The organism is Mesorhizobium sp. BR1-1-4 (assembly GCF_020165375.1).
Taxonomy (GTDB): domain Bacteria; phylum Pseudomonadota; class Alphaproteobacteria; order Rhizobiales; family Rhizobiaceae; genus Mesorhizobium; species Mesorhizobium australicum.
The window spans coordinates 151,200-163,729 of the sequence record NZ_JAIUIB010000001.1 but is presented as its reverse complement, the minus strand read 5'-3'; the positions used below and the strand labels follow the sequence as shown (position 1 = coordinate 163,729).

Below are 12,530 nucleotides of genomic sequence, written 5' to 3'. Positions count from 1 at the left end.
AAAAATGAAATGGCTCAAGTCGCTCATCATCGCCGGAACGTTGCAGGCCCTGGCCGTCGCATCGGGCCACGCCGGCGCCAATCTCGACCAGATCAAGCAGGCCGGAATCATCAAAGTCGGTACGGAGGGCACCTACGCTCCCTTCACCTACCATGACGCTTCCGGCGCGCTGGTTGGCTTCGATGTCGAGATCGCGAAGGCGATCGCCGATAAGCTCGGCGTCAAGGCTGAGTTCCTCGAAGGCAAGTGGGACGGGCTGATCGCCGGCCTCGACGTCAACCGTTATGATGCCGTCATCAACGAAGTCGGCATCACCGACGCCCGCAAGGCCAAGTACGACTTTTCCGATCCCTATATCGCCTCCAAGGCAGTGCTGATCGTGCGCGGCGACAACACCGACATCAAGACCTTCGCCGACCTCAAGGGCAAGAAGTCGGCGCAGTCGCTGACATCCAATTTCGGCAAGCTGGCCGAGTCCAATGGCGCCGAACTGGTCGGCACCGACGGCTTCGACCAGTCGATCCAGCTGCTTTTGACCGGCCGTGCGGACGCTACCATCAATGACAGCCTGTCGTTCCTCGACTTCAAGAAGCACAAGCCCGACGCCAATGTGAAGATCGCCGCCCAGGAAGAGAATGCCGATTACTCCGGCGTCATCGTGCGCAAGGGCGATCCGGAGCTGGTCGCGGCCATCAACAAGGCGCTGGCCGACATCAAGGCGGACGGCACCTACCAGAAGATCGCCGACACCTATTTCGGCCAGGACGTCTCGAAGTAATTCACCAAGCGGGGCCGGCTGTCGCCCTGTGATGTATCCAGCGGCGAGTCGTCTTTGACGGCTCGCCGCTTTTGTCGTGATATGGCTGGCGCATTCGCGCTTCGATGACGTTCCCCGTCCATTCCGGAGGATCTTTCGTGCCGCACTGGCTGCAACTGATGCTGGACTCGCTGCCCTCGCTGCTGTGGGCAGCGTTGATCTTTACCGTGCCGCTGACGTTGCTGTCCTTCGTGCTCGGCCTGACGGTAGGGCTGGGCGCGGCGCTCGGCAGGCTGTTCGGCCCGAAGCCGCTGGTGGCGCTCGTGCGCTTCTATGTCTGGATCTTCCGCGGCACGCCGCTCCTGGTGCAGCTCTTCCTGATCTTCTACGGCCTGCCGTCGGTCGGCATCCTGCTTGACGCCTTCACGGCGGCGCTGATCGGCTTCACGCTCAACATCGGGGCCTACACGTCGGAAATCATCCGGGCGGCCATCGGCTCGGTGCCCAAGGGCCAGTGGGAGGCCGCCTATTCGATCGGGATGACCTGGAGCCAGGCGATGCGGCGCACCATTCTGCCGCAAGCCGGACGGGTGGCGGTACCGCCGCTCTCCAACACCTTCATCTCGCTGGTCAAGGACACGTCGCTGGCCGCCGCCATCACCGTGCCGGAGATGTTCCAGGCGGCGCAACGCATCGTCGCCACCACCTATGAGCCGCTCATCCTCTATGTCGAGGCGGCGATCCTCTATCTGGCGATGAGTTCGGTACTGTCGGCCTTGCAGACGCGACTGGAGGAGCGGCTCAACCGCTATGGCGGCTTCCTGGAGGCACGCTCATGATCAGTCTCACCAACATCGAAAAGCGTTTCGGCGACAATCTCGTGCTGAAGGGGGTGACTGTCGCCATCGCCGAAGGCAGCGTCACCGCGCTTGTCGGCCCTTCCGGCGGGGGGAAAAGCACCCTGCTGCGCTGCATCAACCTGCTGGAGATCCCAACTTCGGGCACGGTGCGGATCGGCGACGAGACGCTTGAGTTCCGCCCGGGCGGGAAGGTGCCGGCGGCGGACATAAGGCGTCTGCGCCTGCAGACCGGCATGGTGTTCCAGAATTTCCAGTTGTTTCCGCATCGCACAGCCATCGAAAATGTCATGGAAGGCTTGGTCACGGTGCTCAAATGGTCGCCGCAGAAGGCACATGAGCGGGCACTCGCGCTGCTGGAGAAGGTCGGCATGGTGCACAAGGCGGATGCCTGGCCGGCGACGTTGTCGGGCGGCCAGCAGCAGCGCGTGGCGATCGCCCGTGCGCTGGCGCCATCGCCGAAGGTACTGCTGTGCGACGAACCGACTTCGGCGCTCGATCCGGAGCTGGCGCAGGAGGTGGTCGATGTGCTGGGTCAGCTCGCCAGCGAGGGAACGACTATGGTGATGGCGACGCATGATTTGCGCCTGGCCTCCAAGATCGCCCAGGAGGCGGTGTTCCTCGATGCTGGCGTGATCGTCGAGCAAGGGCCATCCGCCAAGCTGTTCGGCAATCCGGAGCGCGAACGCACCAAGCGGTTTATCGCCACGCTGAAGCAGGAGGCGGCGGAGAAAGACGGAGGCGCATAGGCGCGACAATCGCGGCCTTCCCCAAAAACAAAAACCCGGCGCGAGGCCGGGTTTTCGTCAACTTGAATGCGAAAAAGCTCAGGCAGCTTCTTCCTGCTCGGCTTCCTCATTGTCGGCCTTGGCGCCACGCTTGGGGCCTTTGTTGAGGTTGACCTCGATCAGGCGCACGGCTTCGGTTTCCGACATGCGGTTGACGGCCGCGATCTCGCGGGCCATGCGGTCGAGTGCCGCCTCGTAGAGCTGGCGTTCGGAATAGGACTGCTCCGGCTGGTTGTCGGCGCGATAGAGGTCGCGCACGACTTCCGAGATCGAGATCAGGTCGCCCGAATTGATCTTGGCATCATATTCCTGGGCGCGGCGCGACCACATGGTGCGCTTGACGCGGGCGCGGCCCTGCACGACCTTCAGCGCGCGCTCGACATAATCCTCTTCCGACAGCTTGCGCATGCCGATCGAGGTCGCCTTGGCGACCGGCACCTTCAGGCGCATCTTGTCCTTCTGGAAGTCGATGACGAACAGTTCCAGCTTGTGGCCGGCCACTTCCTGCTCGTCGATCGAGACGATCTGGCCGACGCCATGCGCCGGATAGACGATGAACTCGCCGGTCTTGAAACCGTGACGTGCAGCTGTGGACTTCTTCTGCGGGGTGATCGTTGCCATTACGCCCTGAACTCCTTGTTGTGGGCCGGCGGCGGTGCCGGCTGAACTCACGTGATCGGGGTCACCGATCATTAGCCGCACAACAGATGAACCCACCGGAAAAGCCGGGACCGGCAAACCGCAACAACTGCGACCGCCTGGCCCAGATCGCTCTGGTCCGGAATGGGATTTTCACCTTTCAGTGATTTGGGGCGTCTGCGCCATAAATCGACGTTGTGTCACCGGCATGTTTCGCTGATGTAACACAAAAAGTCGGAAGAATCAAGGTTTTGCTGCGTAAGCGAAGGCCACAACCAATCGCCGCCTGTCAAGGCGGTTAATCCGGCGTGCCTGTTACGCTGCGTCATACAAGCCTTTACAGCGGTGTTGTCAATCGCCTTCGCCGGGCTCGGCGGAGAAGTATTTCTCGAATTTGCCGGCCTCGCCGTCGAAGCTCTTGGCGTCGGCCGGCGGCTCCTTCTTGGCGGTGATGTTGGGCCATTTATCGGCATATTCGGTGTTGATCTGCAGCCATTTGTCGAGGCCGGACTCGGTGTCGGGCTTGATCGCGTCGGCCGGGCATTCCGGCTCGCAGACGCCGCAGTCGATGCACTCGTCGGGATGGATGACGAGCATGTTCTCGCCTTCGTAGAAACAGTCGACCGGACAGACCTCGATGCAGTCCATGTATTTGCATTTGATGCAGTTGTCGGTCACGACATAGGTCATCGGTCGGCTCCGGGACGTCCCGTTTTTGTTGGCTTTTTCCGTGAGGTAACGCCTTTATGGGCTGCTTGCAAGGGTAGCCATTCCCAGCGGCGCCAGAGTTTGGGAATTGAATTTCAGGTCGGCGGTGCCGCGACGGTCCCGCATCCCTCACCGACGTTGGTTTGCCGTGCAAAATTCCCTTTTAGTTGCCGTTGCCGCGGGAGCGCACATCTGCGTCGATCGGCAGGCTCAATCTTCGTCGCGCAATCGGTCGGTCTGGCGACGCTCTTTTTTGGTGGGGCGGCCGCTGCCTGCCTGGCGCAGCGCCGCGATAGCATCGGGCGGGGCGTCGCCCTTCGGTGCGGGCGGGGGCGACATGTCTTGATAAAGGGTGCGGGCTTCCTCGGACGGGCCGCGCCGCGCGCCAGCGCCGAGCACCTTCCAGACGAAGATACGCCGGTCGAGTGTGATGGTCAGCACGTCGCCTGGCTTGACCAGATCGGAGGCCTGCGCTGCTTTGTCGCGATTGATGCGCACGCGGCCGGCGACCACCAATTTGGCCGCCAGCGAGCGCGATTTCACCGCGCGCGAGAAGAACAGCCATTTGTCGATGCGCTGACGGCCTTCAGCAACCATCGAAGCGAGTTTACTTCTTCAATTGGTCGCGCAAGGCGGCGAGCTTGGCGAAGGGTGAGTCCGGATCGAAACGCACCGGGCGCTCCTCGCGCGGCTTGGGCTGGAAAGCGGGCTTTCCGCCGCGATCGGCACCCTTGCCTTCCGGCCTGCCGCCCTTCCAGTCTGGCCGGCCTTCGCGGCGCTCGGGACGCTCGCCCTGCGGGCGGCCGTCGCGGCGCTCAGCGCCCTCAGCTTGCGGCTTGGGCTTGTACTTCGAGCGGTCGAAGCGCGGCTTTCCGGCGCCGTCGCGGCGCCCTTCGTGCGCGGAACGGTCCGCGGGCGCGGCTGTTGCCTGTTCGCCGCCGGCCGGCGCGTTGCTTCGGCCGCGCGCCTGTCCGTTTTGCGGCCGGTTGTTGCGGCCGTCGCGATGACGCGGACGCTGATCGAAGCGACCTTGGCGCCACAGCAGGATCGGCTTTGGCGCTTCGGCTTCCGGCACGGGTTCGCCGGCGGCTTCCGCCACGGCAGCCGGTTCGGCGGCTTCCGTCGACGCGGAGGCTTCGACGGCGGGCTTCGCCGCTGCGGTTTCCTCCGTGGGCTCGGCAGTTTCAGGTTCGGCCCGCGGCTCAACCGGCGCCGGCTCGGCGGCTTCAACAGCGGCTTCGGCTACAGGTTCCTCGGCAACTTCAGCGATGGCTTCCGCCTGCTCTTGCGCGACAGCTTCCACCGGCGCGTCGGCTGCGACTTCGGCTGGAACCTCCGTCTCCACGGCGGCTGCCGCATCCGGCACCAGTTCGGCTCCCTCGGCGGCCGACTCTTCCGCCGCCTTGGCTTGTTCGGCGCGGGCTGCTTCTTCGGCTGCCTGCCTGGCCGCGGCGGCTTCCCGCGCGGCATTGTCCTGCGCTTCCAGCCGTGCCTTGACTTCCGCGGCCGGCTTCGGCTCGGCGCGATAGCCAAGACCCTTGAGGATCTCTTCCATGTCGTCGGCGGTGGCGCCAAGGATCGACATCATCGGCGGCGTCACCATGAAGGACTGGCCGTCATAGGCGCCGTCCGGACGCTGGCCAAGGCCGGGCTTCCAGTTGGTCGCCGGGCGGATCAGGTCGGCCAGCCGCTCCAGAATGTCGATGCGCACGGCGCGGCGGCCGAGATTGCGGTAGCCAGCGAGCTTGTAGAAGGCCTTGTCGAAGGCCGGGTCGATGACAACAGAGGTGCGGCCCGACGCCAGCGCGTGGACGACGTCGCCGAAGCCTGGCTTGTCCTTGCCGTCGTTCTTCAACGCCCACAGCAGCGTCACCAGCCCGGCGGGTGCCGGCTTGATCAGCGCCGGCACGAACACGTGGTAGGCGCCGAAGCGGACGCCAAGCCGGCGCAGCGCCGCGCGGCCTTCCTGGTCCAAGGATTTCATCTCTTCGGCGATGTCACGACGGTTGATGAGGCCGAAATTCTCGACCAGCTGGAAAGCGATGCCACGGCCGATGCCGGAAATCTGCTCGGCGTTCTTCAGATCGACCAGCGGCTTCAACAACGACTCGATCTGGAAATTGACGAAGCGTTCGGCGCGCGCCGCGACCTTGTCGCGCGCCGGGCCCGTCAGCTGTTCGTCAGCCAGCAACACCAGGCGCGGCTTCAGCGCGTCTTCGCCCGAGACCAGCGTGCCTATCGGCGCGCCGATCCAGCGCAGCGTGCCGTCCGAACCGAGCGCGAGATCGCCATTGGCGCAGGCGCCGAATCGCTCCGCGCGTGCCTCGAACTCGGCGGCAAGCGCCTTTTGCGCGGCAGTGCGCACGGCCTTGGCGTCTTCGCCGCCGGCGGTCTGGTCGGCGGTGAAGCGGAACCCTTGCAACTCGCCGACATGATGGCCTTCGACAAGGACGGTTCCGGTAGGACTGATTTCGGCTTCAGGCATGGTATTTTCTCTAAGGCGCCGCATGAGGACGGAAGTCCTGCGGTCTACGAAGCGTTTCGTCAACCGCTCATGCAGCGCATCCGACAATCTGTCTTCGATTTCGCGCGTCTTTTCCTGCCAGTGTGCCTGATCGGCCAGCCAGCCGGGCCGGTTCGACACGAATGTCCAGGTGCGGATCTGGGCGATGCGGTGCGACAGCGTGTCGATGTCGCCCTCGGTGGTGTCGGCGCGGCGCACCTGTTCGGCCATGTAGTTCTCGTCGACATGGCCCTGCCGGGCGAGGTCCATGTAGATCGAGGCGATGAGGTCGGCATGCTGGGCAGGCGCGATCTTGCGATAGTCGGGCAGGGCGCAGGCTTCCCACAGCAGCGCCACGCGCTTGGCGTTGGTGGCGAGCGCGCGGATGTCTTCGTCGCGGGAGAGATGTTCGAGCGCTTGCGCATCGACGGCCGGCAGCGCGCGTGTCAGGCCCTCGACCGGGGCGTTGGTCTCGATCGAGCGCTTCAGCGCATCGAGGCTGGCGAAATCGAATTGGGCGGTGCGCCACTGCAGCACCTTCACCGGGTCGAAGTCATGGCCCTCGATCTTCTGGACCAGGTCCTCGTCCAGCGGATCGACCTGGCCGGTGACGCCGAACGTGCCATCGCGCAGATGCCGGCCGGCGCGGCCGGCGATCTGGCCGAGTTCGGCCGCCGTCAGATTGCGGTACTGGTAGCCGTCGAACTTGCGGTTCTGGGCGAAGGCGACATGGTCGAGGTCGAGGTTGAGGCCCATGCCAATCGCATCGGTGGCAATGAGATAGTCGACATCGCCCGACTGGAACAGCGCCACCTGAGCATTGCGGGTGCGGGGCGACAGCGCCCCGAGCACGACGGCCGCACCACCCTGCTGGCGGCGGATGAGTTCGGCGATGGCATAGACCTCGTCGGCGGAGAAGGCGACGATCGCGGTGCGCCGTGGCAGGCGGGTCAGTTTCTTGGAGCCGGCATAGGCCAGATGCGACAGCCGCGGCCGCGTCACCACGGAGATGCCTTTCAGCAGCCGCTGGAGAATGCCGTGCATGGTGGCCGCGCCAAGCAGCAGCGTCTCCTGGCGGCCGCGCAGATGCAGGATGCGGTCGGTGAAGATATGGCCGCGCTCGAGGTCGCCGGCCAGCTGTACCTCGTCGATGGCAACAAAGGCGGCGTCGGTTTCACGCGGCATGGCTTCAACGGTGCAGACCGAATATCTGGCGCCCGGCGGCTGGATCTTCTCCTCGCCGGTGATCAGCGCCACCTTGTTGGCACCGACCTTTTCGCAGACGCGCGTGTAGACCTCGCGGGCCAGCAGCCTCAGCGGCAGGCCGATGACACCGGTTTCGTGCGCCACCATCCGCTCGATGGCGAGATGGGTCTTGCCGGTATTGGTCGGCCCAAGCACGGCGGTCACGTCGCGGCCCGACAGGATCAGCGGCTCGTTGTGTTTCGGCTGGATGTTCATCGGCTCGGAAATAAGGCTTTCTGGCCTCTCGTGGTCGGGAGCGTGCCAGGACGGCGCGTATGACAGCCGACACATAGGGATTTCGGGCGCGAAGCGAAAGCAGAATGTTCCGGCAGGGTTCCGGAGACGCCCGCCTCACTCCGCAAATCAGCCCCTGCTTAACAGTTGGAACGAGTCTGGAACGAATCAGCGACGAATCGGCGACTCCGTCAGATTCAGCTTTTGTTCACGGCTAGATATGGATTTCGTGACCACGAGTCTCACCACATGCTGAATCACCGAACTGGCCCGTTTTATGCTGGGCGGGTCCTGCCGTTAACTTTCGCCGGGAACGATGAGGGCGATTCGGTGCGCGCCCTGTTAAGCTTATGAAACTGTTAATCTTTCCTAATTCGGCGTTAAAGAATAGCAGCTTATCGCGGCCATTAATCTTAACATTGGGCTCAAAGCCGGAACGAATCGGCGACAAAGCAGCGCCGGCCGTATTTTCTCTTTTTGTTCCCCCAATATCTTGTGTTGTGAACAGCTTATCCACCGAGAATCCACAGGCTTGATCACAGGGTTCGCACAGACGCGCCTACCGGCATTAAGCTTTGCGTGCCGGATTGGGGCATTGCGTCACAGCGGCGTCTTCCAAGAGTTAGGCGCCATTTGGAAGCGGACCGATTTTCCGGTCCGCTTATCGCAGGGCACGCATGGATCCGCAGCGTTGGACTGCGCGAGCAGACGTCTCAGACGAAGTACTGGCCGCCATTGGCGGTGAGGGTCGAGCCGGTGATGAAGCCGGCATCTTGCGAAGCGAGGAAGACCACGCAGCGCGCGATCTCTTCCGGTTCTCCAAGGCGACCCACGGGGATTTGCGGGATGATGCGCTCGTTGAGCACCTTTTCGTCGATTGCCTTGACCATCTCGGTGGCGATGTAGCCAGGGCAGATGACGTTGACGGTGATGCCCGCGCGGGCGCCTTCCTGGGCGAGCGCCTTCGAGAAGCCGATGTCGCCGGCCTTGGCGGCGGAGTAATTGACCTGACCGGCCTGGCCCTTCTGGCCGTTGATCGAGGAGATGGTGATGACGCGGCCGAACTTGCGGTCGCGCATGCCGCCCCACAACGGATGGGTCATGTTGAAGACACCGGACAGATTGGTATCGATCACCTCTTTCCACTGCTCGCGGGTGATCTTGTGGAACATGGCGTCGCGGGTGATGCCGGCATTGTTGACCAGCACCGAGACAGGGCCGAGGTCGGCCTCGACTTGTTTGATACCGGCCGCGCAAGCGTCATAGTCGGCGACCGACCATTTGTAGACCGGAATGCCGGTCTGCGCCTTGAACTTCGCCGCCGCCTCGTCGTTGCCGGCGTAGTTCGCGGCAACCGAATAGCCGGCGTTCTTCAAAGCGATCGAGATCGCCGCGCCGATGCCACGCGATCCACCCGTGACGATTGCAACCTTGGTCATGCATTTCCCCTTTTTGAAATCGCCCTGTTGTCGGGCTTGGCAGGCACTGGATTTGCTACAGGCACCACATGTGAAACGGGCGGCTTGCGCCGCCCGTCCAAAGTCTATCAGAAAGCCTCCACGCACATGGCGACGCCCATGCCGCCGCCGATGCATAGGGTGGCCAGTCCCTTCTTGGCGCCGCGCCGGCGCATTTCGAAAACCAGCGTGTTGAAGATGCGGGCGCCCGAGGCGCCGATCGGGTGGCCGATGGCGATGGCGCCGCCATTGACGTTGACGATCGAGGGGTCCCAGCCCATGTCCTTGTTGACGGCGCAGGCCTGTGCGGCGAACGCCTCGTTGGCCTCGACAAGGTCGAGATCCCCTGCCGACCAACCGGCCCGTTCCAAGGCCTTGCGTGAAGCGGGAATGGGTCCGGTGCCCATGATCGCCGGATCGACGCCGGCGGTCGCCCAGGAGGCGATGCGCGCCAGCGGGGTGATGCCACGCCTTGCGGCTTCCGCTTCGCTCATCAGCAGCGCGCCGGCGGCACCGTCATTGATGCCGGAGGCATTGGCGGCGGTCACCGTGCCATCCTTGTCGAAGGCCGGCTTCAGCTTGGTCATGGCATCGATCGTGGCGCCGTGGCGGATGTATTCGTCCTGATCGACAACCGTATCGCCCTTCTTGCCCTTGATGGTGAAGGCGACGATCTCGTCCTTGAACTTGCCCGCCTTCTGCGCGGCCTCGGCCTTGTTCTGGGAGGCCAGTGCGAACTGGTCCTGGTCGTCGCGGGTGATCTGGAACTGGCGGGCGACGTTCTCGGCGGTGTTGCCCATGTGGTAGCCATTGAAGGCGTCCCACAGCCCGTCCTTGATCATGGTGTCGATCATCTTGTAGTCGCCCATCTTGACGCCGGCGCGCAGGTGCTCGGCGTGCGGCGACAGCGACATCGATTCCTGGCCGCCGGCAATGATCACCTTGGCGTCGCCGGTGGCGATCTGCTGCATGCCGAGCGCGATGGCGCGCAGGCCCGAACCGCAAACCTGGTTGAGGCCCCAGGCGGTGGTCTCCTTGGGCAGTCCGGCAAGGATCGAGGCCTGGCGGGCCGGGTTCTGGCCTTGCGCCGCGGTCAGCACCTGGCCGAGGATGACCTCGTCGATCTCGGCCGGTTCGACCCCGGCACGCGCCAAAAGTTCCTGCACGACGACGGCGCCGAGCTCATGCGCGGGCGTGGCGGCGAAGGCGCCGTTGAAGGAGCCTACAGCCGTGCGCGCGGCGCTGGCAATGACAATGGAAGCGGACATTTTCTTCTCCAGACTTCAAGGGTGTTGTTGTGCCGTTGAGGACTTTTTTGCCCTTTCCCAACCCCAAGTCAAACCGGAAATCGGCATGGCGCCGATGCGCCGCAAGCGGGCCGCGCATCGTGGTGTCGGCGGTCCGGTCGCTGCCGCGCAGCATATTTTGCCTGCTATGCAGCATTATATGATCCCGCAGTGCACAAACTGCTTGGAATTGTAGGGCTTTTGCGCATATCCTCAAAAAGGGCGCAATCGTTACCGGCTGCTTACTCAGGCGTGCCGGTGTCCGGGGAGGATGCAGATGGCCGCAAAAGACGACCCTATCATTATCAAGAAATACGCCAATCGCCGCCTCTATAATACGGGGACGAGTACGTATGTGACGCTCGAGGATCTGGCCGAGATGGTCAAGAAGGGCGAGGAGTTCACCGTCCAGGACGCCAAGACCGGCGACGACATCACGCATCCGGTGCTGACCCAGATCATCTTCGAGCTGGAGAACAAGGATGGGCAGAACATGCTGCCGATCCCGTTCCTGCGCCAGCTGATCGCCTTCTACGGCGACCAGATGCAAATGATCGTGCCGAGTTTCCTCGAGCAATCGATGATCGCGTTTTCCAAGGAACAAGAGCGGTTCCGCGAGCAGATGAAGGGCGCCATCGGCAAGTCGCCACTGGACGTTATGAAAATGGCGACACCGATCAAGGCGCTGGAAGAACAGACGCGCCGAAACATGGAAATGTTCCAGAACGCGATGCGGCTGTTCACGCCTTTTCCGCCCGCCGGCTCGGCACCGGCAGCGGCCCCCGCCGAGCCGGCCAGGAAGGAAGCGCCGGAGAAGTCCGACGATCTGCAGCAGTTGAAGGACCAGATCGCGGCCATGCAGCGCAAGCTCGATACGATGTCGTGAGCGCATAGCGCTCACGCGATTTACGGCAGCAATCCCTCATAGCGGCCGCGCGGCCGGATGATGCTGCCGCTCACGATCTGTTCAACCAGATGTGCCGCCCAGCCGACGCTGCGTCCAAGCGCGAAGAGGTGGAACGGTGCAACGAGCGGCAAGCCAAGGCTGCGCGCCAGCACGGCCAGGGCAAAATCGATATTCGGTTGGGCGCCGGTCGCCGCCATGGCGGCGGTTTCCAGCGACCGCAATGTTTCATCGGTGTTGTCGAAGGCCGCCAGAAGCGCCGTGGCCCGGGGATCGCCCTCGGGATAGAGCTGGTGGCCGAATCCCGGCAGTGGCCGGTCGTGGCCAAGCCAGCGCCGGATCGCGGCATCGGCACCATGCCGTCCCGCGTCTTCGGCGAGTTGCATTACCGCTTCGCCGGCGCCGCCGTGGCGGGGACCTGACAGTGTCGCCAGGCCGGCCAGCAGACAAGCGGCGGGCGAGGCTCCGGTCGAGGCGGCGACGCGGGCCGCGAAGGTCGACGCATTGAGTTCGTGATCGGCAAGCAGCACAAGCGCACGCCGGATCGCATCCGCGCCTTCATCGTCCACCGACCAGCCCCGCGCCAATCGCTGGTGCACCGGTTCCGGCCCCGCCTCGGCACCGAGAGCGCTGGCCAGCACGCCGATCGCGTGTGCGGCATCAGTGCACAGCGAGGCAGCATTTCGTCCAAGCGAAGACCGCGCCTGGCCGGCAAGCAAAGCGAGTTGCACGAACGCCTGGGCGCGGCCGGTCGGGCGCGGCGCATCTGGTGGCGATGCTTCGAAATGGACCGGGCCGGACAGAGCCCAGAGCAGTCCAGCGGTTTCTTCCAGCGTGGCATGGTCGGACAGCGCAACGGCATCCCGGCCCCGATAGATGAGGTTGCCGTGCCAGACGGTCGAAATCGCGGTGACGAGCGACGGCTCCCCCCAGGCGATCGCGCTTTCGGCGATGGCCGAGGGGCTGCGCCCGCGCGCCCTTCGCGTAGCCAGCGCCGCGATATCGTCGGCGCGGTACTGGCTGCGGCGCGGATCGGCCCGATCCGGGCGCATGCCGATGCGGCCGCGGCTGACATAGGCATAGAGCGTCTGCGGCCTCACCCGGAGCCTTTCCAGCGCCTCTTCCCGCGACAACCATTCGGACATATCGAGC

At 64.0% G+C, this 12,530-nt stretch carries 13 protein-coding genes; 5 read left to right on the top strand and 8 right to left on the bottom strand.

Annotation, left to right across the window (positions count from 1 at the left end; all coding sequences use genetic code 11):
* Positions 1-4 precede the first annotated feature (4 nt).
* The 3 genes from LB571_RS00845 to LB571_RS00835 all read left to right on the top strand — a co-directional run bounded on the left by LB571_RS00845 (position 5) and on the right by LB571_RS00835 (position 2,363).
* Positions 5-778: an amino acid ABC transporter substrate-binding protein gene (locus LB571_RS00845; protein WP_140822547.1), complete on the top strand. Its 774-nt coding sequence runs from the start codon at positions 5-7 to the stop codon at positions 776-778.
* Positions 779-915: 137 nt separating this feature from the next.
* Positions 916-1,596: an amino acid ABC transporter permease gene (locus LB571_RS00840; RefSeq protein ID WP_027141826.1), complete on the top strand. Its 681-nt coding sequence runs from the start codon at positions 916-918 to the stop codon at positions 1,594-1,596.
* Entirely contained in the window at positions 1,593-2,363 is a 771-nt protein-coding gene (locus LB571_RS00835; protein ID WP_224591601.1) for an amino acid ABC transporter ATP-binding protein, read from the top strand. Before LB571_RS00840 ends, LB571_RS00835 begins: the two co-directional genes overlap by 4 nt.
* Positions 2,364-2,441: 78 nt before the next feature.
* Here LB571_RS00835 and LB571_RS00830 read toward each other — a convergent pair whose 3' ends face one another.
* The 7 genes from LB571_RS00830 to LB571_RS00800 form a co-directional block, all read right to left on the bottom strand.
* Positions 2,442-3,023: a CarD family transcriptional regulator gene (locus LB571_RS00830; protein ID WP_015315301.1), complete on the bottom strand. Its 582-nt coding sequence runs from the start codon at positions 3,021-3,023 to the stop codon at positions 2,442-2,444.
* A 369-nt stretch (positions 3,024-3,392) separates the two neighbouring features.
* Positions 3,393-3,731 carry a ferredoxin FdxA gene (gene fdxA / locus LB571_RS00825; RefSeq protein ID WP_015315302.1) on the bottom strand — a complete coding sequence of 113 codons (339 nt, stop codon included), beginning with the start codon at positions 3,729-3,731 and terminating at the stop codon, positions 3,393-3,395.
* Between the two features lie 228 nt (positions 3,732-3,959).
* Positions 3,960-4,346 carry an RNA-binding S4 domain-containing protein gene (locus LB571_RS00820; RefSeq protein WP_224591598.1) on the bottom strand — a complete coding sequence of 129 codons (387 nt, stop codon included), beginning with the start codon at positions 4,344-4,346 and terminating at the stop codon, positions 3,960-3,962.
* 10 nt (positions 4,347-4,356) lie between these two features.
* On the bottom strand, positions 4,357-7,713 hold the full coding sequence (locus LB571_RS00815) for a helicase-related protein (RefSeq protein WP_224591595.1): 3,357 nt from the start codon (positions 7,711-7,713) through the stop codon (positions 4,357-4,359).
* Between the two features lie 232 nt (positions 7,714-7,945).
* On the bottom strand, positions 7,946-8,248 hold the full coding sequence (locus LB571_RS00810) for a hypothetical protein (protein ID WP_140874798.1): 303 nt from the start codon (positions 8,246-8,248) through the stop codon (positions 7,946-7,948).
* 196 nt (positions 8,249-8,444) lie between these two features.
* Positions 8,445-9,170 carry an acetoacetyl-CoA reductase gene (phbB, locus tag LB571_RS00805; protein ID WP_015315305.1) on the bottom strand — a complete coding sequence of 242 codons (726 nt, stop codon included), beginning with the start codon at positions 9,168-9,170 and terminating at the stop codon, positions 8,445-8,447.
* Positions 9,171-9,277: 107 nt separating this feature from the next.
* Complete coding sequence (locus LB571_RS00800; RefSeq protein ID WP_015315306.1) at positions 9,278-10,456, bottom strand: acetyl-CoA C-acetyltransferase; 1,179 nt, start codon at positions 10,454-10,456, stop codon at positions 9,278-9,280.
* On the opposite strand from LB571_RS00800, the gene LB571_RS00795 reads away from it, so the two are divergent.
* Together LB571_RS00795 and phaR are read left to right on the top strand one after the other, a co-directional pair.
* Complete coding sequence (locus tag LB571_RS00795) at positions 10,443-10,670, top strand: hypothetical protein (protein WP_140874800.1); 228 nt, start codon at positions 10,443-10,445, stop codon at positions 10,668-10,670. The two genes, LB571_RS00800 and LB571_RS00795, sit on opposite strands and share 14 nt — an antisense overlap.
* Before the next feature lie 81 nt (positions 10,671-10,751).
* The gene (phaR, locus tag LB571_RS00790; RefSeq protein WP_015315307.1) at positions 10,752-11,360 is read left to right on the top strand and encodes a polyhydroxyalkanoate synthesis repressor PhaR; all 609 of its coding nucleotides are present in this window, start codon (positions 10,752-10,754) and stop codon (positions 11,358-11,360) included.
* A 20-nt stretch (positions 11,361-11,380) separates the two neighbouring features.
* Here phaR and LB571_RS00785 read toward each other — a convergent pair whose 3' ends face one another.
* On the bottom strand, positions 11,381-12,523 hold the full coding sequence (locus LB571_RS00785) for a citrate synthase (protein ID WP_224591593.1): 1,143 nt from the start codon (positions 12,521-12,523) through the stop codon (positions 11,381-11,383).
* Between the last annotated feature and the right edge of the window lie 7 nt (positions 12,524-12,530).